The 21,094-nt window shown below is 60.2% G+C and carries 21 protein-coding genes; 9 read left to right on the top strand and 12 right to left on the bottom strand.

What is annotated here, in order from left to right; translation table 11 throughout:
• Positions 1-37: 37 nt before the first annotated feature.
• On the bottom strand, positions 38-1,492 hold the full coding sequence (thiI, locus tag AB9N64_RS19375) for a tRNA uracil 4-sulfurtransferase ThiI (protein WP_014716525.1): 1,455 nt from the start codon (positions 1,490-1,492) through the stop codon (positions 38-40).
• A gap of 334 nt (positions 1,493-1,826) precedes the next feature.
• Between thiI and glnA the strand changes: the two genes are divergently transcribed.
• From glnA to ntrC, 4 genes are all read left to right on the top strand, one after another.
• Positions 1,827-3,233 (top strand): type I glutamate--ammonia ligase, encoded by a 1,407-nt coding sequence (gene glnA / locus AB9N64_RS19370; protein ID WP_003187811.1) that lies wholly within the window; start codon positions 1,827-1,829, stop codon positions 3,231-3,233.
• 204 nt (positions 3,234-3,437) lie between these two features.
• Positions 3,438-3,974: a chorismate mutase gene (locus AB9N64_RS19365; protein WP_371359617.1), complete on the top strand. Its 537-nt coding sequence runs from the start codon at positions 3,438-3,440 to the stop codon at positions 3,972-3,974.
• A 363-nt stretch (positions 3,975-4,337) separates the two neighbouring features.
• Positions 4,338-5,423, top strand: a complete 1,086-nt coding sequence (gene glnL, locus AB9N64_RS19360) for a nitrogen regulation protein NR(II) (RefSeq protein WP_014716523.1) — start codon at positions 4,338-4,340, stop codon at positions 5,421-5,423.
• Entirely contained in the window at positions 5,420-6,856 is a 1,437-nt protein-coding gene (gene ntrC / locus AB9N64_RS19355; RefSeq protein WP_003187806.1) for a nitrogen regulation protein NR(I), read from the top strand. The genes glnL and ntrC overlap by 4 nt, the downstream gene beginning before the upstream one ends.
• A 445-nt stretch (positions 6,857-7,301) precedes the next feature.
• On the opposite strand, the gene AB9N64_RS19350 is transcribed toward ntrC, so the two are convergent.
• Entirely contained in the window at positions 7,302-7,742 is a 441-nt protein-coding gene (locus AB9N64_RS19350) for a hypothetical protein (RefSeq protein WP_019819992.1), read from the bottom strand.
• Between AB9N64_RS19350 and AB9N64_RS19345 the strand changes: the two genes are divergently transcribed.
• Complete coding sequence (locus tag AB9N64_RS19345) at positions 7,741-8,196, top strand: tRNA (cytidine(34)-2'-O)-methyltransferase (RefSeq protein WP_003171120.1); 456 nt, start codon at positions 7,741-7,743, stop codon at positions 8,194-8,196. The genes AB9N64_RS19350 and AB9N64_RS19345 overlap by 2 nt on opposite strands.
• Positions 8,197-8,354: 158 nt before the next feature.
• Here the strand turns inward: AB9N64_RS19345 and secB are convergent, their stop codons facing one another.
• From secB to AB9N64_RS19330, 3 genes are read right to left on the bottom strand one after another with little or no spacing between them, the layout of a single operon-like run.
• Complete coding sequence (gene secB, locus AB9N64_RS19340; protein WP_014716520.1) at positions 8,355-8,834, bottom strand: protein-export chaperone SecB; 480 nt, start codon at positions 8,832-8,834, stop codon at positions 8,355-8,357.
• Positions 8,835-8,876: 42 nt separating this feature from the next.
• On the bottom strand, positions 8,877-9,131 hold the full coding sequence (gene grxC / locus AB9N64_RS19335) for a glutaredoxin 3 (RefSeq protein WP_019819989.1): 255 nt from the start codon (positions 9,129-9,131) through the stop codon (positions 8,877-8,879).
• Position 9,132: 1 nt separating this feature from the next.
• Complete coding sequence (locus tag AB9N64_RS19330) at positions 9,133-9,546, bottom strand: rhodanese-like domain-containing protein (protein WP_003187796.1); 414 nt, start codon at positions 9,544-9,546, stop codon at positions 9,133-9,135.
• Between the two features lie 151 nt (positions 9,547-9,697).
• Here AB9N64_RS19330 and gpmI point away from each other — a divergent pair, with 151 nt between their 5' ends.
• From gpmI to AB9N64_RS19310, 4 genes are all read left to right on the top strand, one after another.
• Entirely contained in the window at positions 9,698-11,224 is a 1,527-nt protein-coding gene (gpmI, locus tag AB9N64_RS19325) for a 2,3-bisphosphoglycerate-independent phosphoglycerate mutase (RefSeq protein ID WP_102667043.1), read from the top strand.
• Positions 11,225-11,482: 258 nt separating this feature from the next.
• Complete coding sequence (locus tag AB9N64_RS19320) at positions 11,483-12,778, top strand: murein hydrolase activator EnvC (protein WP_019819986.1); 1,296 nt, start codon at positions 11,483-11,485, stop codon at positions 12,776-12,778.
• Positions 12,779-12,808: 30 nt separating this feature from the next.
• The gene (locus AB9N64_RS19315) at positions 12,809-14,122 is read left to right on the top strand and encodes a S41 family peptidase (protein WP_020302395.1); all 1,314 of its coding nucleotides are present in this window, start codon (positions 12,809-12,811) and stop codon (positions 14,120-14,122) included.
• A 2-nt stretch (positions 14,123-14,124) separates the two neighbouring features.
• Positions 14,125-14,898 (top strand): divergent polysaccharide deacetylase family protein, encoded by a 774-nt coding sequence (locus AB9N64_RS19310; RefSeq protein WP_371359616.1) that lies wholly within the window; start codon positions 14,125-14,127, stop codon positions 14,896-14,898.
• 136 nt (positions 14,899-15,034) lie between these two features.
• Here the strand turns inward: AB9N64_RS19310 and AB9N64_RS19305 are convergent, their stop codons facing one another.
• The 7 genes from AB9N64_RS19305 to AB9N64_RS19275 all read right to left on the bottom strand — a co-directional run bounded on the left by AB9N64_RS19305 (position 15,035) and on the right by AB9N64_RS19275 (position 20,858).
• On the bottom strand, positions 15,035-15,790 hold the full coding sequence (locus AB9N64_RS19305; RefSeq protein WP_069868907.1) for an ABC transporter substrate-binding protein: 756 nt from the start codon (positions 15,788-15,790) through the stop codon (positions 15,035-15,037).
• A 66-nt stretch (positions 15,791-15,856) separates the two neighbouring features.
• Entirely contained in the window at positions 15,857-16,627 is a 771-nt protein-coding gene (gene hisF, locus AB9N64_RS19300) for an imidazole glycerol phosphate synthase subunit HisF (protein ID WP_003187786.1), read from the bottom strand.
• 9 nt (positions 16,628-16,636) lie between these two features.
• Positions 16,637-17,374, bottom strand: coding sequence for a 1-(5-phosphoribosyl)-5-[(5-phosphoribosylamino)methylideneamino]imidazole-4-carboxamide isomerase (hisA, locus tag AB9N64_RS19295; protein WP_003187784.1), 738 nt, complete (start codon positions 17,372-17,374; stop codon positions 16,637-16,639).
• 39 nt (positions 17,375-17,413) lie between these two features.
• Positions 17,414-17,671 carry a DUF2164 domain-containing protein gene (locus AB9N64_RS19290; RefSeq protein ID WP_014716514.1) on the bottom strand — a complete coding sequence of 86 codons (258 nt, stop codon included), beginning with the start codon at positions 17,669-17,671 and terminating at the stop codon, positions 17,414-17,416.
• Positions 17,671-18,309 (bottom strand): imidazole glycerol phosphate synthase subunit HisH, encoded by a 639-nt coding sequence (gene hisH, locus AB9N64_RS19285; RefSeq protein ID WP_014716513.1) that lies wholly within the window; start codon positions 18,307-18,309, stop codon positions 17,671-17,673. The genes AB9N64_RS19290 and hisH overlap by 1 nt, the downstream gene beginning before the upstream one ends.
• Positions 18,309-18,905, bottom strand: coding sequence for an imidazoleglycerol-phosphate dehydratase HisB (gene hisB / locus AB9N64_RS19280; protein ID WP_003187781.1), 597 nt, complete (start codon positions 18,903-18,905; stop codon positions 18,309-18,311). Before hisB ends, hisH begins: the two co-directional genes overlap by 1 nt.
• 291 nt (positions 18,906-19,196) lie before the next feature.
• On the bottom strand, positions 19,197-20,858 hold the full coding sequence (locus AB9N64_RS19275; RefSeq protein WP_014716512.1) for an OFA family MFS transporter: 1,662 nt from the start codon (positions 20,856-20,858) through the stop codon (positions 19,197-19,199).
• Positions 20,859-21,094 lie beyond the last annotated feature (236 nt).

Genomic DNA, 21,094 nt, shown 5'->3' with positions numbered 1-21,094 from the left:
CCGGTGACGCAGGCCACAGGCAAACAGCCCCGGGCTCTTAGCTCGGTCGATAAACGCGCACATTGGCATGCCCCTCACTGAGCAAATGGTGGGCATGCAGGCGACTCATCACGCCTTTGTCGCAATACAGCAGGTACTGACGGCTGTCATCCAGTTCCTTGAAACGCGCGTTCAATGCATAGAACGGCAGCGTTTGTACGTCGATGCCAGGAATCTCCAGCGGCTCGTCGTCGGCGGCATCCGGGTGACGGATGTCGATGATGATCTGGCCGGCCAGGGCTTCGCTGACTTCTTCGATCTGCACATCCTGGCCCAATTCGTCGATCACTCGATCGATTGGCACCAGCTTGGCGTTCTCGAGCGCACGCTCCAGAATCGCCATGTCGAATTCTTTTTCTTCATGCTCCACGCGGTGACGCTTGGCGTGGGTCTTGGGGTTCACCGAAATGACCCCGCAGTATTCAGGCATATGCTTGGCAAAGTCGGCGGTGCCGATTTGCTCGGCCAGGTCGATGATGTCCTGCTTGTGGCTGGCGATCAGCGGGCGCAGCACCAGCTTCTCGGTCACGCAATCAATGATCGACAGGTTCGGCAGCGTCTGGCTGGAAACCTGGGAAATCGCTTCGCCGGTCACCAGGGCGTCGATCTGCAATTGATCGGCGATTCGGGACGCAGCGCGCAACATCATACGCTTCAATACTACGCCCATATGACTGTTATCGACTTTGCCGAGAATTTCGCCCAGCACTTCCTCGAACGGTACGCTTACAAATAGCACGCGCTGGGAGCTGCCGTATTTCTTCCAGATAAAGTGCGCGACTTCCATCACGCCCAATTCGTGTGCACGCCCGCCCAGGTTGAAGAAGCAGAAATGGCTCATCAGGCCGCGACGCATGATCTGGTAGGCCGCCACCGTGGAATCGAAACCGCCGGACATCAATACCAGGGTCTGTTCCAGGGCACCCAGCGGGTAGCCGCCGATGCTGTTGTGCTGGCTGTGGATCACGAACAACCGTTGGTCGCGAATTTCCATGCGCACTTCAATTTGCGGCGCTTTGAGGGAAATTCCAGCGGCACCGCACTCGCGACGCAGCTTGCTGCCGACGTATTTCTCGACATCCATGGAGCTGAACGGGTGCTTGCCGGCACGCTTGCAACGCACCGAAAAAATCTTGCCTTCAAGCGCATTGCCGTAGTGCTGCTTGCACTTTTCGGTGATGTCGTCGAAGTCGCCCAGCGGGTACTCATCCACCTGCAGGAAATGCGCGATGCCCGGCATGCAGCTCAGGCGCTCGGTCATGTCCTTCAAGGCTTTGGCGTCGGTAATGCGGGTTTCCAGCTCGAGGTTGTCCCACACGCCGTTCACCACCACAGCCGGGTCCAGGTCACGGAGCACGGCACGGATGTTCTTGGCCAACTGACGGATGAAACGCGTCCGTACCGGTCGGCTTTTGATGGTGATCTCGGGGAAGACTTTAACGATTAATTTCATGGAAACAGCGCGCGCCGGGCCTGCTGAAAAAGGGGGGCGCGGATTATAGCGGAAATCGCTCAAGGTTTAACCAGTTAATATGCATTGCCTACGCAATGCACCAAAACGGGTCATTTACACAAATAAACGCTACATTGCAGTGCGCGATTTATGCCGTTTTTGCCGATTGCACCGTTATAGGGGCTATTTTGAGGCAAAACGGCCATGTTGGCGCACTGGCATGCAATTTGCTCTCTTGTGAGGCAGGTTGCCTTGGCGGAGTATCCGCGCCGGCATCACCCAAATTCTAAGGGCTAACTCCACTACCCAAGCCCGAAGCCACCCGGAGGACACCATGTCGAAGTCGGTTCAACTCATCAAAGATCATGACGTTAAATGGATTGATCTGCGCTTCACGGACACAAAAGGCACTCAGCACCACGTGACCATGCCGGCTCGCGATGCGCTGGAAGATGACTTCTTCGAAGTCGGCAAGATGTTCGACGGTTCCTCCATCGCCGGCTGGAAAGGCATCGAAGCCTCCGACATGATCCTGCTGCCAGACGACAGCACCGCCGTACTCGACCCGTTCACCGAAGAGCCAACCCTGATCCTGGTGTGCGACATCATCGAGCCTTCGACCATGCAAGGCTATGACCGCGACCCACGCGCCATCGCCCACCGTGCCGAGGAATACCTGAAGTCCACCGGTATCGGCGACACCGCATTCTTCGGCCCTGAGCCAGAGTTCTTCATCTTCGACTCGGTCAAGTTCAAATCCGACATCTCCGGCTCCATGTTCAAGATTTTCTCCGAGCAAGGTTCGTGGATGTCCGACCAGGACGTGGAAGGCGGCAACAAAGGCCACCGTCCAGGCGTGAAAGGCGGCTACTTCCCAGTACCACCGTTCGACTTCGACCATGAAATCCGTACCTCCATGTGCAACGCACTGGAAGAAATGGGCCAGACCGTTGAAGTTCACCACCACGAAGTGGCGACTGCCGGCCAGAACGAAATCGGCGTGAAATTCAACACGCTGGTGAAGAAGGCTGACGAAGTTCAAACTCTGAAATACTGCGTGCACAACGTTGCCGATGCCTATGGCCGCACCGCTACCTTCATGCCTAAGCCGCTGTACGGCGATAACGGCTCAGGCATGCACGTTCACGTATCGATTTCCAAAGACGGCAAGAACACCTTCGCTGGCGAAGGCTATGCCGGCCTGTCCGATACCGCCCTGTACTTCATCGGCGGCATCATCAAGCACGGCAAGGCCCTGAACGGCTTCACCAACCCGTCGACCAACTCCTACAAGCGTCTGGTCCCAGGTTTTGAAGCGCCGGTGATGCTGGCCTACTCGGCACGCAACCGCTCCGCCTCGATCCGTATTCCTTACGTCAACAGCCCTAAAGGCCGTCGTATCGAAGCGCGCTTCCCAGACCCGGCTGCCAACCCTTACCTGGCCTTCGCCGCCCTGATGATGGCCGGCCTGGACGGTATCCAGAACAAGATCCACCCTGGCGACGCCGCCGACAAAAACTTGTACGACCTGCCGCCTGAAGAGGCCAAAGAGATCCCACAAGTGTGCGGCAGCCTGAAAGAAGCCCTGGAAGAGCTGGACAAGGGCCGTGCGTTCCTGACCAAAGGCGGCGTTTTCAGCGACGACTTCATCGACGCTTACATCGCCCTGAAAAGCGAAGAAGAAATCAAAGTACGCACCTTCGTACACCCACTGGAATACGAGCTGTACTACAGCTGCTGATCCGGTAGCGCTGCTTGAGGCAGCGTGATGAAAAAGACCTCCTTCGGGAGGTCTTTTTTTTGCCTGGGCGTTACGCTAGCCCAACTCTTCAAACCCAATCAAAGTGTAGGAGCTGGCTTGCCTGCGATAGCGCACTGCCGGCCACCTGCTGTATCACTGACACACCGCCATCGCGGGCAAGCCCGCTCCCACAGGAGATCACCTTTGAGATATCGACTTGTATTTGCCCTGCTGCTCATCAGTGCCAGTGCGAGCGCAGCGCCGCCTACGCTCGAACCCCTGCTCAACAGCATCGCCGAACGCCTGGAGATTGCCGACCAGGTAGCACTGAGCAAGTGGGACAGCCACAAGCCCGTGGAGGACAAGAAGCGCGAACAAGAGGTGATCGCCAGCGTCACTGCCCAGGCGCCGAGCTACAAGCTGGACCCGGCCGCTGCCGAGCAGTTCTTCGCCGCCCAGATCGAAGCCAACAAACTGGTGCAATATACCCACCTGTCCGACTGGCAGTTCCAGGGTAAAGCGCCCGACGACCCGCGCCCGGACCTGGTCCAGCAGATTCGCCCGCAATTGGACGCGCTGCAAAAAAGGCTGCTGCAGCAGTTGGCTGACTTCACGCCCCTGCGCACAGACCCCAAATGCCCCCAATGGCTGGCCGAGGCCGTGCACGAACCGCTGAATGATCCGCTGCGCCAGCTGGCGATGATCCGCGCCACCGCCGAGCTTTGCATCTATAAAGGTTAAAAGGACTGCAAATCCAATTAAAAATGTGGGAGCTGGCTTGCCTGCGATAACGGTGTTGAATGCACCACAGCTATCGCAGGCAAGCCAGCTCCCACACTGACTGCGATTTGCCTTCAATCTTCAGTGGCTGAACAACCTTCACAAAACCGCACTATATTGGTGCGATAGCCTGCACCCTTCTCAATTGCCCAGCCCATTTTGGTTCGAAACTTCCCGTTGAGGCTGGCAGAACGCCACAGTTTCGCGCCTGAACCCCTTATTTCAGGGCATTAGCGCTTCTTTTCGGAGCCTTGGTTTGGTTTTTGCATTTTCCTTGTATCAGCGTGTGCCTCAAGCCCGCGCCTTGCTCCAAAAGAGGTCCCGATGACCATCAGCGATGCACTGCACCGTTTGTTACTCGACAACCTGACCACCGCGACCATCCTGCTCAATGCCGACCTGCGCCTTGAGTACATGAACCCGGCGGCGGAGATGCTCCTGGCGATCAGCGGCCAGCGCAGCCATGGGCAGTTCATCAGCGAATTGTTCACCGAGTCGGCCGAAGCCTTGAGCTCGTTGCGCCAGGCCGTGGAGCAGGCACACCCGTTCACCAAGCGCGAAGCGATGCTCACCGCGCTGACCGGGCAAACGTTGACCGTCGACTACGCCGTAACCCCAATCCTGAGCAATGGCGCGACCCTGTTGCTGCTCGAAGTCCACCCCCGCGACCGCCTGCTGCGTATCACCAAGGAGGAAGCACAGCTGTCCAAGCAAGAAACCAGCAAGATGCTGGTGCGCGGCCTCGCCCATGAGATCAAGAACCCGTTGGGCGGCATTCGCGGCGCGGCACAGTTGTTGTCCCGCGAGCTGCCGGACGAGCACCTCAAGGACTACACCAACGTCATCATCGAAGAAGCCGACCGTCTGCGTAACCTGGTAGACCGTATGCTCGGCTCCAACAAGCTGCCGTCCCTGGCGATGACCAACGTGCATGAGGTGCTGGAGCGCGTCTGCCAATTGGTCGAGGCCGAAAGCCAAGGTTGCATCACCTTGGTGCGCGACTACGACCCAAGCATTCCCGACGTGTTGATCGACCGCGAGCAGATGATCCAGGCGGTGCTCAACATCGTGCGCAACGCCATGCAGGCCATCAGCAGCCAGAACGAGCTGCGCCTGGGCCGCATCAGTTTGCGCACCCGCGCCCTGCGCCAGTTCACCATCGGCCATGTGCGCCATCGCCTGGTGACCAAGGTCGAGATCATCGACAACGGCCCCGGCATTCCTGCGGAGCTGCAGGAAACCATCTTTTTTCCCATGGTCAGCGGCCGCCCGGACGGTACCGGGCTGGGCCTGGCCATTACCCAGAACATCATCAGCCAGCACCAGGGCCTGATCGAATGTGAGAGCCACCCCGGCCACACCACGTTCTCGATCTTCCTGCCATTGGAACAAGGAGCCCCCACGACATGAGCCGTAGTGAAACTGTCTGGATCGTCGACGACGACCGTTCTATCCGCTGGGTCCTCGAAAAAGCCTTGCAACAAGAAGGCATGACCACCCAGAGCTTCGACAGCGCCGATGGGGTGATGAGCCGCCTGGCACGTCAGCAACCGGACGTGATCATTTCCGATATCCGCATGCCTGGGGCCAGTGGCCTGGACTTGCTGGCGCGCATTCGCGAGCAGCACCCGCGCTTGCCGGTGATCATCATGACCGCCCACTCGGACCTGGACAGCGCTGTCGCGTCCTATCAGGGCGGCGCCTTTGAATACCTGCCCAAGCCATTCGATGTGGATGAGGCGGTGGCGCTGGTCAAGCGCGCCAACCAGCACGCCCAGGAACAACAGAACCAGGAAGCGCCGCCGACCCTGACCCGTACTCCGGAAATCATCGGGGAAGCGCCGGCGATGCAGGAAGTGTTTCGCGCCATCGGGCGCTTGAGCCATTCCAACATCACCGTGTTGATCAACGGCGAATCGGGGACCGGTAAAGAACTGGTGGCCCACGCCCTGCACCGCCACAGCCCTCGGGCGGCCTCGCCGTTTATCGCACTGAATATGGCGGCGATTCCCAAGGATTTGATGGAGTCCGAGTTGTTCGGCCATGAAAAAGGCGCGTTCACCGGGGCAGCCAACCTGCGTCGCGGACGCTTTGAACAGGCGGACGGCGGCACACTGTTCCTTGATGAAATCGGCGACATGCCGGCCGACACCCAGACTCGCTTGCTGCGCGTGCTGGCTGACGGCGAGTTCTATCGTGTGGGCGGGCATACGCCGGTGAAGGTGGATGTGCGCATCATCGCGGCCACCCACCAGAACCTGGAAACACTGGTGCATGCGGGTAAATTCCGTGAGGACTTGTTCCACCGCCTCAACGTGATCCGCATCCACATTCCGCGCATGTCGGACCGCCGCGAAGATATCCCTACCCTCGCCCGCCATTTCCTCAGCCGCGCCGCCCTGGAGCTGGCGGTGGAGCCCAAGCTGCTCAAAAGCGAGACCGAGGAATACCTCAAGAATCTGCCGTGGCCCGGCAACGTGCGCCAGCTGGAGAACACCTGCCGCTGGATCACCGTAATGGCCTCCGGGCGCGAAGTGCACATCAGCGACCTGCCGCCGGAGCTGCTGAGCCTGCCGCAGGACTCGGCTCCCGTGACCAACTGGGAACAGGCGCTGCGCCAATGGGCCGACCAGGCCTTGGCACGCGGCCAGTCGAACCTGCTGGACAGCGCCGTGCCAGCGTTCGAGCGGATCATGATCGAGACCGCGCTCAAACACACCGCCGGCCGCCGCCGTGATGCCGCCGTGCTGCTGGGTTGGGGGCGCAATACCCTGACGCGCAAGATCAAGGAATTGGGGATGAAGGTGGATGGTGGGGATGATGACGAGGGTGATGAAGCCTGAACCCCAAGACCGCTGAAGGCCCCGTGTGGGAGCCGGGCTTGCCAGCGATGACGGTGTGTCAGTCACCCAGTATAGGGCTGACACGCCGTCATCGCAGGCAAGCCAGCTCCCACATTGGTTTTGTGCAATGCCTGCAGACTGTGCACCGCTTCAATGCACGATGAACCGGCATTGAGCACAGACCAGAAAACTCGCATATCGCTTTTGCTACAAATTTCTTGGCAGTAGAAACAAACAAAGCCCCGTATTCCGGGGCTTTGCGCTTTTTGGCATTTTTTTCCAGCAGCAATTGCAAGTTTTGGCACGCCCCCTGCAATAACCCCAGTACTACCCAGTTTCGGGGACCTTGGTACAGGCAGGCCGAGAATCCCCTCTTTAACACCGAAGCCTTAGGCTTCACCCCGTTTTGGGAGCCCTGGTACAGGCAGGCCGGGAACTCCCTCTTTTATTGCTCTTGGAGATGGATCTCCAGCCGCCAGCGGCCATCGACCTCTGCACCGCTCCACTCCCCACGCAACGGCCGAGCCGCCACCAGGTTCAGCAGCAGGCCAGCATCGGTCTTGCGTATGCGCCAATTCACGTCCTTGTCATTGACCTTGAGCTGCCCGCTGGCAGCCTTGCCCTGGGCGTCAAACAGCAACGCCACGGTGCCGTCGATATGCTCGCCGTGCAGCTTGGGTTCGTCGTTGAACCACACCACCAAACCATCCGCCGCAGGTTCTACCTGTTGCAGCTCAAGCGGCTCGGGGGTGGTCAAGCGACCGATCATCAAGCCAATCATCAAGCCGACAATCGCCAATGAGCCCAACACCCTCGGCAATAGCTTCGGTCTCGGGTCGTCTTCGGGGGTAGAATGCAGCGCATCTTTGCCTTCGGAGCCGTGCATGTTTCACGTCATCCTTTTTCAACCAGAAATTCCGCCGAATACCGGCAACGTTATCAGGCTGTGCGCCAACAGTGGCTGCCACCTGCATTTGATCGAGCCGCTGGGCTTTGACATGGACGACAAGCGCCTGCGCCGCGCCGGGCTGGACTACCACGAGTACGCCACCCTCAAGCGCCATGCCGACCTGGCCAGTTGCCTGGAGAGCCTGGGCCACCCTCGGCTGTTCGCGTTCACCACCAAGGGCTCGCGGCCGTTTCACGATGCCAGCTTTGCCGAGGGCGATGCCTTCCTGTTCGGCCCGGAAAGCCGGGGCCTGCCGGCCGAGGTGCTCGACGCATTGCCCGATGGCCATCGCCTGCGCTTGCCGATGCGTGAAGGCTGCCGCAGCCTGAACCTGTCGAACACCGTGGCCGTCGCTGTTTACGAAGGCTGGCGACAACTGGGCTTTAAATAAAACGCAAAACAAATGTGGGAGGGGGCTTGGGTGGGAGCCGGGCTTGCCCGCGATGCAGGCACCTCGGTGTGTCAGTCACACCGCAGTGATGCTATCGCAGGCAAGCCAGCTCCCACCCAAGCCCGCTCCCACATTTTTGATCGGCGCCGCTCAAAAAATCATTGAACGGTCGGAGCGCCTTCCTGTTGCATGCGCTGCAGCTCTTGGGCGTACAGGGCATCGAAGTTCACCGGGGCTAGCATCAGGGCCGGGAACGAACCACGGGTGACCAGGCTGTCCAGGGTCTCACGGGCATACGGGAACAGGATGTTCGGGCAGAACGCGCCCAGGGTGTGGCTCATGGACGCTTCGTCCAGACCCTGGATCAGGAAGATACCGGCCTGTTGCACTTCAGCGATGAAAGCGACCTCTTCACCATTCTTGACGGTGACCGACAGGGTCAGCACGACTTCGTGGAAGTCGCCTTCCAGGGCTTTCTGACGGGTGTTCAGGTCCAGCGCAACGCTTGGGGTCCATTCCTGACGGAAGATCGCCGGGCTTTTCGGCGCTTCGAACGACAGGTCGCGCACGTAGATGCGCTGCAGCGAAAACTGTGGGCCTTGAGCTTCTGCTGCTTCGGTATTCTGTTGATCAGTCATCGCAGATCCTTCTTTATCTTGGGGTTCTTAAGGGGTTGGCAGTCAGACGGACAGCAGCGCATCAAGTTTACCGGCGCGCTCCAGAGCGAACAGGTCATCGCAACCACCGATATGCCGGGTGCCGATCCAGATCTGCGGGACCGACGTGCGGCCAGCCTTCTGGGCCATTTCGGCGCGCACCTGAGGCTTGCCATCAACCTTGATCTCTTCGAAGGCGACCTTCTTGCTCTGCAGCAGCTGCTTGGCTCGAATGCAAAACGGGCAATAATCGCTGGAATATACGACAACCTGGCTCATATCACTTCACCAACGGCAAGTTATCGCCACGCCAGCTGCTGATACCACCCGACAGCTTGGCGGCGGTGAAGCCGGTCTTGAGCATCTCGCGGGCGTGGGTGCCCGAGTGCTGGCCTTGGGCGTCGACCAGGATAATGGTCTTGGCCTTGTATTTTTCCAGCTCGGCCAAGCGCGCGATCAGCTTGTCCTGAGGAATGTTCAGGGCACCAACGATATGGCCGGCGGCATAATCCTTGGCCGGGCGAATATCGACGACAACGGCCTCATCCTTGTTGACCAGGGCGGTCAGCTCCGACGTGCTCAGGCTGCGACCACCGCGGCTCAGTTCATGCGCGATCAGCAGCGCCAGCAGGATGACGAAGGCACCCACGAGCAGGTAGTGGGCAGTGGCAAATGCAATCAGGTGATCAACCATCAAGGAGGTTCCAGGGCGTTAAAATGGCGGTAAGTATACACAGCCGCCAAGGAGGGCCAACCCCCGTAAAGCGGTGACGCGCTCGGAACTTCGCTTTAAACTGCCACTCCCTTTTCCATTGTCTTCCTTTATTACCGCCGCGAGAGGATCTATGACTACCACGCCTAAACCTTTGGTCCTGATAATTCTCGATGGCTTCGGACACAGTGAAAGCCACCACGACAACGCCGTGTACTCGGCCAACAAGCCCGTGCTGGACCGCCTGACTGCAACGGTTCCCAACGGTTTGATCTCAGGTTCCGGCATGGACGTGGGCCTGCCGGAGGGCCAGATGGGTAACTCGGAAGTCGGCCACATGAACCTCGGCGCCGGACGAGTGGTATATCAAGACTTCACGCGTGTGACCAAAGCGATCCGCGAGGGTGAGTTTTTCGAGAACCCGACCATCTGCGCGGCGGTCGATAAAGCCGTCGCCGCCGGTAAAGCCGTGCACTTCATGGGCCTGTTGTCGGACGGCGGCGTACATAGCCATCAGGATCACTTGGTCGCCATGGCCGAACTGGCGTTCAAGCGCGGTGCCGACAAGATCTACCTGCACGCCTTCCTCGACGGCCGCGACACACCGCCCAAAAGTGCGCAATCGTCGATCGAGCTGCTCGACGCCACCTTCGCCGCCCTGGGCAAGGGCCGCATCGCCAGCCTGGTGGGCCGTTACTTCGCCATGGACCGCGATAACCGCTGGGACCGTGTCGCCCAGGCCTACAACCTGATCGTCGAAGGCCAGGCCGAATTCAACGCGGCCACCGCCCAGGAAGGCCTGGAAGCAGCCTACGCCCGTGGCGAGAGCGATGAGTTCGTCAAGGCCACCACCATCGGCGAGCCGGTGAAGGTCGAAGACGGCGACGCCATGGTGTTCATGAACTTCCGCGCCGACCGCGCCCGTGAACTGAGCCATGTGTTCGTCGATGAAGGCTTCAAGGACTTCGAGCGCGCACGCCAGCCAAAGGTCGAGTTCGTCATGCTTACCCAATACGCCGCCAACATCCCGGCCCCGTCGGCATTCGCCCCGGGCAGCCTGGAGAACGTGCTGGGCGACTACCTGGCTAAAAACGGCAAGACCCAGCTGCGCATCGCCGAAACCGAGAAATACGCCCACGTGACGTTCTTCTTCTCCGGTGGCCGCGAAGAGCCGTTCCCCGGCGAAGAGCGCATCCTGATCCCGTCGCCAAAAGTCGCTACCTACGACTTGCAGCCGGAAATGAGCGCACCGGAAGTGACCGACAAGATCGTCGACGCCATTGATCACCAGCGTTATGACGTGATCGTCGTCAACTACGCCAACGGCGACATGGTTGGCCACAGCGGCAACCTGGAAGCGGCGGTCAAGGCCGTGGAATGCCTGGATAAATGTGTTGGCCGCATCGTCGACGCGCTGGAAAAAGTCGGCGGCGAAGCACTGATCACCGCCGACCACGGCAACTGCGAACAGATGTCCGACGAATCCACTGGTCAGGCTCACACAGCCCACACCACCGAGCCGGTACCGTTCATCTATGTCGGCAAACGTGACCTGAAAGTGCGGGAAGGTGGCGTGCTGGCGGATGTGGCGCCGACCATGCTGAAACTGATGGGGCTGGAGCAACCGAAGGAGATGACCGGGACCTCGATCCTGGTCTGATCCAAAGTACGCCACAAAACAGTGTGGGAGCGGGCTTGCCCGCGATAGCGGCTAATCAGTCGACATCTATGTCGCTGACCCACCGCAATCGCGGGCAAGCCCGCTCCCACATTGGTTTTGTGGTGTTTGATAGATGTCTTTTTGCCATACCATCGCCACTCGGCGGCTATCTTGCCCTACCGCCCCAATTGGGCGTTTTTTTTGCAGCGCTTGGCGGGCATACTAGGCCGTCCTTTTCCCCTGGTGTCGCCCGCCTCTATGCTTCGCGCCTTGATCACCCTTGCTCTTGTCTGCCTGCTCCAACCGGCATTTGCCGATGAGCGCGCACAAACCCAACAACAGTTGGACGCTACGCGTCAGGACATTACCGAGCTGAAAAAACTGCTCGGCAAGCTCCAGGAAGAAAAATCCGGGGTGCAGAAAGACCTGCGCGGCACGGAAACCGAGATGGGCAAGCTGGAGAAGCAGGTCCAGGAGCTGCAAAAAGAACTAAAGAAGAGCGAGTCGGAACTGGAGCGACTCGACGCTGAGAAAAAAAAACTCCAGAGCGCACGCGTTGAACAGCAACGCCTGATCGCGATCCAGGCCCGTGCCGCGTACCAGAGCGGACGCCAGGAGTACCTCAAGCTGCTGCTCAACCAGCAGAACCCGGAAAAATTCGCCCGTACCCTCACCTATTACGACTACCTGAGCCAGGCACGCCTGGCGCAATTGAAGGGGTTTAACGAAACCCTGCGCCAATTGGCCAATGTCGAGCAGGAGATTGCCGACCAGCAATCGCAACTGCTCGACCAGAAAACCGCCCTCGACACCCAGCGTGATCAGTTGGACAAGGTGCGCAAGGAACGCCAGCAGGCCCTGGCCAAGCTCAACAGCGACGTAAAAGCCCGCGACGCCAAGCTCCAGGCCCGCGAGCAGGACCAGGCCGACCTGGCCAAAGTCCTCAAGACTATCGAAGAAACCCTGGCCCGCCAGGCACGCGAGGCCGAAGAAGCGCGGCAAAAAGCGCTGATCGCCCAGCAGGAAGCCGAAAAAAAGCGTCAGCGTGAGGCCGAACTGGCTGCCACCAGCGACGCTCCGGCCCCGCGCAAACCGGCGCGTGCAGCCCCTGGCCCGCTGGTTTCCAGCAGTGGCGAGTCCTTCGGTGGCCCTTTTGCTTCAGCTCGGGGCAAACTTCCATGGCCGGTTGATGGTCGATTACTGGCACGCTTTGGGGAAACCCGTGGCGATGACACCCGTGCCAAGTGGGATGGCGTGATGATCAGCGCCTCTGCCGGCAGCCAGGTCCACGCCGTGCATGGTGGGCGCGTGGTGTTCGCCGATTGGTTGCGGGGCGCCGGCTTGCTGGTGATTCTTGACCACGGTAATGGCTATTTGAGCCTTTACGGCCACAATCAGACACTACTCAAGTCGGCAGGTGATGTTGTAAAAGCCGGTGAATCCATCTCCACTGTCGGTAACAGTGGTGGTCAGGACACCCCGGCGCTGTACTTTGCTATTCGTCAGCAGGGCCGCCCGAGCGACCCTGCACAATGGTGCCGGTCCCAAGGATAGGGTCGCATCTACATTAGGAGTTCGTTCGACATGCTGCATTTGTCCCGCCTCACTTCGCTGGCCCTGACGATCGCTCTGGTGATCGGCGCGCCTCTGGCTTTTGCCGACCAGGCCGCACCGGCTGCACCTGCCATGGCTGCGACGACCAAGGCGCCATTGCCGCTGGACGAGCTGCGCACCTTTGCCGAGGTCATGGACCGGATCAAGGCAGCGTATGTCGAACCCGTAGACGACAAGGCCCTGCTGGAAAATGCCATCAAGGGCATGCTCAGCAACCTCGACCCGCACTCCGCCTACCTGGGCCCGGAAGATTTCGCCGAGCTGCAGGAAAGCACCAGTGGTGAGTTCGGCGGCCTGGGCATCGAAGTGGGCTCCGAAGACGGCCAGATCAAAGTGGTCTCGCCCATCGACGACACCCCAGCGTCCAAGGCCGGCATCCAGGCCGGCGACCTGATCGTGAAGATCAATGGCCAGCCGACCCGTGGCCAGACCATGACCGAAGCCGTCGACAAGATGCGCGGCAAGCTCGGCCAGAAGATCACCCTCACCCTGGTACGCGACGGCGGCAACCCGTTTGACGTGACCCTGGCCCGTGCGACCATCACGGTCAAGAGCGTGAAGAGCCAGTTGCTGGAGTCGGGCTACGGTTACATCCGTATCACCCAGTTCCAGGTCAAGACCGGCGACGAAGTGGCCAAGGCCCTGGCCAAGCTGCGCAAAGACAACGGCAAGAAGCTCAACGGCATCGTGCTTGACCTGCGTAACAACCCAGGCGGCGTGTTGCAGTCGGCGGTTGAAGTGGTCGACCACTTTGTCACCAAGGGCCTGATCGTTTATACCAAAGGCCGGATTGCCAACTCCGAACTGCGCTTCTCGGCCACCGGCAACGACTTGAGCGAAAACGTGCCGTTGGCGGTGCTGATCAACGGCGGCAGCGCCTCGGCCTCGGAAATCGTCGCCGGCGCCCTGCAAGACCTCAAGCGCGGCGTGCTGATGGGCACCACCAGCTTCGGCAAAGGCTCAGTGCAGACTGTGTTGCCGCTGAACAACGAACGCGCACTGAAGATCACCACGGCGCTGTACTACACGCCTAACGGCCGCTCGATCCAGGCCCAGGGCATCGTGCCGGACATCGAAGTACGCCGCGCCAAGATCACCAACGAGATCGATGGCGAATACTACAAAGAGGCCGATCTGCAAGGTCACCTGGGCAATGGCAACGGCGGCGCCGACCAGCCAACCGGCAGCCGCGCCAAGGCCAAGCCGATGCCCCAGGACGATGACTACCAACTGGCCCAGGCACTCAGCCTGCTCAAGGGCTTGAGCATCACCCGCAGCCGTTGATCATGCGCTTTGCCCTGATCTTCGCTGTGCTGTGCAGCCTGGCAGGGGTCGCTCAAGCGGCCCCTGCCGGCGAACCGCACAAAGCCTACCTGACGCTTATCATCGACGATCTGGGGCAAAACCTGCCTCGGGATCGTCGCGTGCTTGCGCTACCCGGCCCGGTGACCGCCGCCATCATGCCGGACACGCCCCACGCCGCCGAATTCGCCCGTGAGGCCCACAAGGCTGGCAAGATCGTGATCCTGCACATGCCTATGGACCCGGCCACCGGCCCATTCGCCTGGCACCCGGAGCTGTCCATCGAAGAACTGGGCAAGCGCCTGGACGCGGCATTTGAAGCCGTGCCCTACACCGCCGGTATCAACAACCACATGGGCAGCCGCATGACTGCACAACCGGTAGCGATGGCCTGGCTGATGAGTGAGTTGCAACGGCGTCACAAGTTCTTCGTCGACAGCCGCACCAGTGCGCAAACCGTCGCCGCCGCCGAGGCACAGAAGATCGGTTTGGCCCATGTGTCGCGGGATGTATTTCTCGATGACGAACGCACCGAGGCAGCGATTACCACGCAACTGCAGACCGCGATCAAACTGGCACATAAGCAGGGTTCGGCAGTCATGATCGGGCATCCTTACCCACAGACGCTGGCGGTGCTGGAGCGCGAATTGCCCAAGCTCAAGGCCCAGGGCGTGGAGTGGATCGATATCAAGTTGATGATCAGCGTGCGCAGTAATCGGGCGATGGCCGGGCATGGCAAGGACGGTATTTACCGTTAAGGAAGATCGCAAAGATCTACTGTGGGAGCGGGCTTGCCCGCGATGGCGGAGTGTCGGTCACACAGGTATTGGCTGATCCAATGTTATCGCGGGCAACCCCGCTCCCACATTGTTGATCATGTTCATCCTGCCGACTTCAGAGGTAACGCGCCATGATTTCGTCTATACGGCCGCTGTTGCGTAACTCATCCAATGCGGCCTGGAGCCTGGCCACCACCTCATCCGGCACGTCCTTGTTCAACGCCAGGTAAAGCTGCGCACTGTTGAACCGCAACACCGTCTTGAGCCCGTTTACCCCCACCTGCCGCGCCAGGTAACGCCCGGCAGGATCGCCGGTGGCCCACAGGTCGATCTGGCCTTCCATGAGCTTTTGCGCATTGTCCTGGTCACGCAGGGCGACCATCGGCTTGAGCCCCTGCTTGTCGAGGCTTTCGGCAATGGCGTCGCCTTTGTAGGCGCCAATCTTGTAGCGGCGCGCTTGCTCCAGGCTTTCTAGCTGAATCTTGCTGTCGGCCTTGGCCAGCATTACCCAATCATCCGGGCCGATGGGGCCGACCCATTTGAACAAGGCTTCACGGTCTGGCAGACGCGCCATCACAAACACACCGTAACCGGGTTTTTCCAGGGCGAGCTTGTAGATTCGTTCCCACGGGAAGCGCAGGGTCAGGTTGTAGGAAATGCCGGCACGCTGGAAAGTTTCGCGCATGATGTCTACGGCGATGCCTTCGATGTTCTCGTCCTTGGCGAAGTTCTTGCCGTTTTTCGCCATGTTGTAGGGCGGGAAATTTTCCGTCAGCAACACCAGGGAGGCGTCAGACGGTTGTTCGGCGTGTGCCGTAGCCGCCATGAACATGGAGGAACTGGCGAGGGCGAGCAGCAGGTGTTTGAACATGAAGGCTACCGGAATCCATGGCAAGCGCAGAGAGTGCCGCGAGCCTGCCATGGTGTCCAGCAGCGTTTAGCGCACGACGATACCGCGCGCCGCCATATAGGCCTTGGCCTCGGGCACGGTGTATTCACCAAAGTGAAAAATACTCGCCGCCAGCACCGCGCTGGCATGGCCTTCGAGCACGCCATCGGCCAAGTGTTGCAGGTTGCCGACGCCGCCCGACGCGATCACCGGGATGCCCAGGGCATCACTGATGGCGCGGGTGACGCCCAGGTCGAAACCGTTTTTCATGCCGTCCTGGTCCATGCTGGTCAGCAGGATTTCACCGGCGCCCAGGCCTTCCATCTTCATCGCCCACTCCACCGCGTCCAGCCCGGTAGGCTTGCGCCCGCCGTGGGTGAAGATCTCCCAGCGCGGGGTTTCGCCCGGGCCGGAGACCTTCTTGGCGTCGATAGCCACCACGATGCATTGCGAGCCGAAGTGTTGCGCGGCTTCGCCGACAAACTCGGGGTTGAACACGGCGGCGGTGTTGATCGAGACCTTGTCCGCACCGGCATTGAGCAGGTTGCGGATGTCTTGCACGGTGCGCACGCCACCGCCCACGGTCAGCGGGATAAATACCTGGCTGGCCATGCGCTCGACGGTATGCAGCGTGGTGTCGCGGCCATCGACGCTGGCGGTGATGTCGAGGAAGGTGATCTCGTCGGCACCTTGCTCATCGTAGCGACGGGCGATTTCTACCGGGTCGCCGGCATCACGGATGTTCTCGAACTTGACGCCCTTGACCACACGACCGTTGTCGACGTCCAGGCAAGGGATGATGCGTTTGGCCAGCGCCATGGTCAGTCCTCAGCCGTTGTAGGCGTCGCAGTAAGCCTGAGCTTCGGCGACGTCCAGGGTACCTTCATAGATCGCACGGCCGGTGATGGCGCCGATAATGCCGGGAGCCTTGGCGTCCAGCAGCGACTTGATGTCACCCAGGTTGTGAATGCCGCCCGAGGCGATCACCGGAATCTTGGTGGCCGCTGCCAGGGCTGCGGTGAACGGAACGTTGCAGCCCTGCATCATGCCGTCTTTGGCGATGTCGGTATAAACGATGGCGGACACGCCGTCGGCTTCGAACTGTTTGGCCAGGTCGATCACCTGCACGGTGCTGATTTCAGCCCAGCCATCGGTGGCAACAAAGCCGTCTTTAGCATCCAGGCCGACGATAACCTTGCCGGGGAACGCGCGGCAGGCTTCGGCGACGAAGGCCGGGTCTTTCACGGCCTTGGTGCCGATGATCACGTAGCTCACGCCCGCCTTGACGTAGTGCTCGATGGTTTCCAGGGAGCGGATACCACCGCCGATCTGGATCGGCAGGTTCGGGTAGCGCTTGGCGATGGCGGTGACCACCTCGCCATTGACCGGCTGGCCTTCGAAGGCGCCGTTCAAGTCCACCAGATGCAGACGACGGCAGCCCCCTTCTACCCATTTGGCAGCCATGCTCACCGGGTCATCGGAGAACACCGTGGAATCTTCCATGCGGCCTTGGCGCAGGCGGACACAAGCGCCGTCCTTGAGATCGATAGCGGGGATAATCAGCATCTGGCAAACCTTATTCGATATTCAGCAATGCTTGGGAAATCAGGGTTTCTCAAGCGACCACAAGTCGCTTTCGATGCTTTCGAACCTTTCTTTTAGGAGCGTCTGCGTGTCGAAAACCGCCCTGTTGTAATAATGCGGCGCCACTTCGGTGGTGAACAGCTCAAGAATCTCGGCGACCTCGAACGAACCCAGCTTGAGCTCGAAGCGGTCTTCCATGAAACGTTTGATCTTGTCGGTGGCCGCACGCTCCTGCTCGGGCGTGAGGTTCAAGATCGGCGGCTTCGGTTTCTTGGCCATTACCAGCGACCATCCCACGCGGCGAAGTTCTGCAGCAATTGCAGGCCATGGGTATGGCTCTTCTCCGGGTGGAACTGCACGGCAAAGCGCGAACCATCGGCCAGCGCGGCGGCAAAGTCGACGCCGTAATGCCCGCCACCCACCACCTGGCGCGGGTTACCGGCGGCGATATAGTAGCTGTGCACGAAGTAGAAACGCGCCATGTCCGGGATGTCGTGCCACAGCGGGTGGTCGACGGTGCGGCGCACTTCGTTCCAGCCCATGTGCGGGACTTTGAGGTGCTCGCCCTCTTCATGCAGGTCTTTGCCGAAGAACTTCACCTGGCCCGGAAACACCCCGATGCAGTCGACACCGCCGTTCTCTTCACTGCTGTCGAGCAAAGCCTGCATGCCCACGCAGATACCGAGGAAGGGGCGGTCCTGGCTGACTTCGCGCACCAGGCTGTCAAAGCCCAGGCGGCGGATCTCGGCCATGCAATCGCGAATCGCGCCAACGCCGGGGAACACCACGCGGTCGGCTTCGCGAATCACGTTGGCATCGCTGGTGATCAGCACCTTGCCGGCACCTACATGCTCAAGGGCCTTGGCCACCGAGTGCAGGTTACCCATGCCGTAATCGATAACCGCGACCGTCTGCATTACAGAACGCCCTTGGTCGACGGCATTTGCCCGCCCATGCGCTCATCGACTTCCACAGCCATGCGCAACGCGCGACCGAAAGCCTTGAACACGGTTTCGATCTGGTGGTGGGTGTTGGTGCCGCGCAGGTTGTCGATGTGCAGGCTGACCAGTGCGTGGTTGACAAAGCCCTGGAAGAATTCCTGGAACAGGTCGACGTCAAAGCCACGGCCCACGTTCGCGCGGGTGTAAGGCACGTGCATCTGCAAACCCGGGCGGCCGGAGAAGTCGATGACCACCCGGGACAGCGCTTCATCCAACGGGACATAGGCATGGCCGTAGCGACGGATGCCTTTTTTGTCGCCGATGGCCTTGGCAAACGCCTGGCCGAGGGTGATGCCCACGTCTTCCACCATGTGGTGGTCGTCGATATGCAGGTCGCCTTTGCCGACGATATCCAGGTCGATCAGCCCGTGACGGGCGATCTGGTCCAGCATGTGCTCAAGAAAAGGTACACCGATATCGAATCGGGCCTTTCCGGTGCCATCCAGGTTGATCGAGGCTTTGATCTGGGTTTCCAGAGTGTCGCGCTCGACAGATGCCTTACGTTCGGCCATCACCAGCTCCGCAAAATCATTGGGCGAAAAAGGCAGCCATTATAGGGGCGCAGGCGCTAAACAGAAACAACGAAGGGGATAAGACTGACGAGTTGGAGCGAGGAATGTCGGGGATAGACATGTGCATACATGTGAGCATGGGCTTATGTTGGAGCTGGCTTTTGTGGGAGCTGGCTTGCCTGCGATAGCATCACTGCGAGGCAACTGGTACACCGAGGTGCCTGTATCGCAGGCAAGCCAGCTCCCACATTAGCCCGGCCCCACAGGAGCCGGGCCCCCCTTATTGCGGTGTCAGTGGAACAGTACCGCCGTCTTCTGCAGGGTCACCCACACACCCCACGCCAGCGGAATACCCACTACCAGCCACGCGGCAATCGCCAGCGGCTTGCTGGCGGCGGAGGCCTTCCACTCCAGCACGGTGGTGGCATCGGCACCTTTGTCATGGCCCAGCGCCTGTTCGGCGGCAAGTTCTGCATCAGTCATGAAGTACTTATCGGCCACCGGGCGCACCAGCAGGTTGCAGATGAAGCCCAGCACCAGCAAGCCGGCGAGGATGTACAAGGTGATGTCGTAGGCCGCGGCGCGTTCAACGCCGATGCTCAACTGGTATTCACGCAGGTAGTTCACCAGCACCGGGCCCAACACGCCCGCAGCGGCCCAGGCGGTCAACAGGCGACCGTGGATCGCGCCAACCATCTGGGTGCCGAACAGGTCGGCCAGGTAGGCCGGAACCGTGGCAAAACCACCGCCGTACATCGACAGGATGATGCAGAACGCCGCCACAAACAGCGCCACGTTGCCCAGATGCCCCAGGTTCGGGATCAGCGCGTACAGGGCAAAGCCCAGGGCGAAGAACACGAAGTAGGTATTTTTACGCCCCAGGTAGTCAGAGAACGAGGCCCAGAAGAACCGGCCACCGATGTTGAACAGGCTCAACAGGCCGGTAAAACCAGCGGCAATGGCTGCAATGGAGGCCAACTGGCCCGCATCCAATTGGCCGAATGGCACATCAACACCCAACAACTTGCCGCCGAACACTTCCTGCAGCAGCGGCGAGGCCATGCCCAAGATGCCGATACCGGCAGACACGTTCAGGCACAGCACCAGCCATACCAGGCGGAACTGCGGGGTTTTCCACGCCACATTCACATGCACGTGACGGTGAGTGATCATCGCATTGCTGGCTTTTTTCGCCGGCGCGGTCCAGCCCTCAGGCTTCCAGCCGGTCGGCGGTACGCGATACAGCAGGGCGCCACCGATCATGAACACGAAGTAAATCGCCGCCATGACCACAAAGCTCTGCCATACGCCCACGCTGGTGGGCGAAGAGAAATGGCCCATCAGTGCCGCAGCCAGGGGCGCACCCACCATCGCGCCGCCGCCGAAGCCCATGATCGCCATGCCGGTCGCCATGCCGCGCTTGTCCGGGAACCACTTGATCAAGGTCGAAACGGGCGAGATATAGCCCAGGCCCAAGCCGATACCGCCAATGACACCGGAGCCGATCCACATCAGCCAGATCTGGTGGGTATAGATACCCAGCGCCGAGATCAGCAGGCCACCGCACCAGCACAACGCCGAGACAACGCCGGCCTTGCGTGGCCCGGCATGTTCCAGCCAGCCGCCCCAGATCGCTGCCGAGCAGCCCAGGAAGATGAAGAACAGGGTGTAGATCCAGCCCAGCATGGAGATGGGCCAGTCGCATTGGGACGAGAAGACTTGAGCAATGAAGCTCATATCTGGCGCGCAGGCGACCGGTGCGGTGATACCCAGCGCCTTGGACAACGGCAGCCAGAACACCGAGAAGCCATAGGCCATGCCGATGCACAGGTGGATGGCCAGGGCGGCCGGTGGAACCAGCCAGCGGTTGAAGCCCGGCTTGGCGATGATGCGCTCCTTGGACAGGAACGCAGGCTGTGCGGCGGCAGTGCCGGCCACAGTGCTAGTGCTCATTGGTGTTTCCCCCAGTTATTGGTATGCGTCCGTCAGGCGCTCTCTCCCTCGGCCTTGCACGCAAAGCGTGGCCGTTTTGTTGAGTGAAGCTCCCTTTTAGGCGCGACCTTAAGTCGCAGAAGGCGGACGAACGTGCAGAGATTAGCACCAGTGGATGACAGAAAAATCAAACTGCCACTACCTTTTTTGGATTATCTGTATTTTTCTGACGTCAAAATCCCATTTCCACGCTGGTG

Source organism: Pseudomonas sp. KT_2_4, from assembly GCF_041410225.1.
GTDB lineage: Bacteria > Pseudomonadota > Gammaproteobacteria > Pseudomonadales > Pseudomonadaceae > Aquipseudomonas > Aquipseudomonas paracarnis.
The sequence above is the reverse complement of the archived record's forward strand: the minus strand, read 5'-3'. Positions and strand labels throughout refer to the sequence as shown.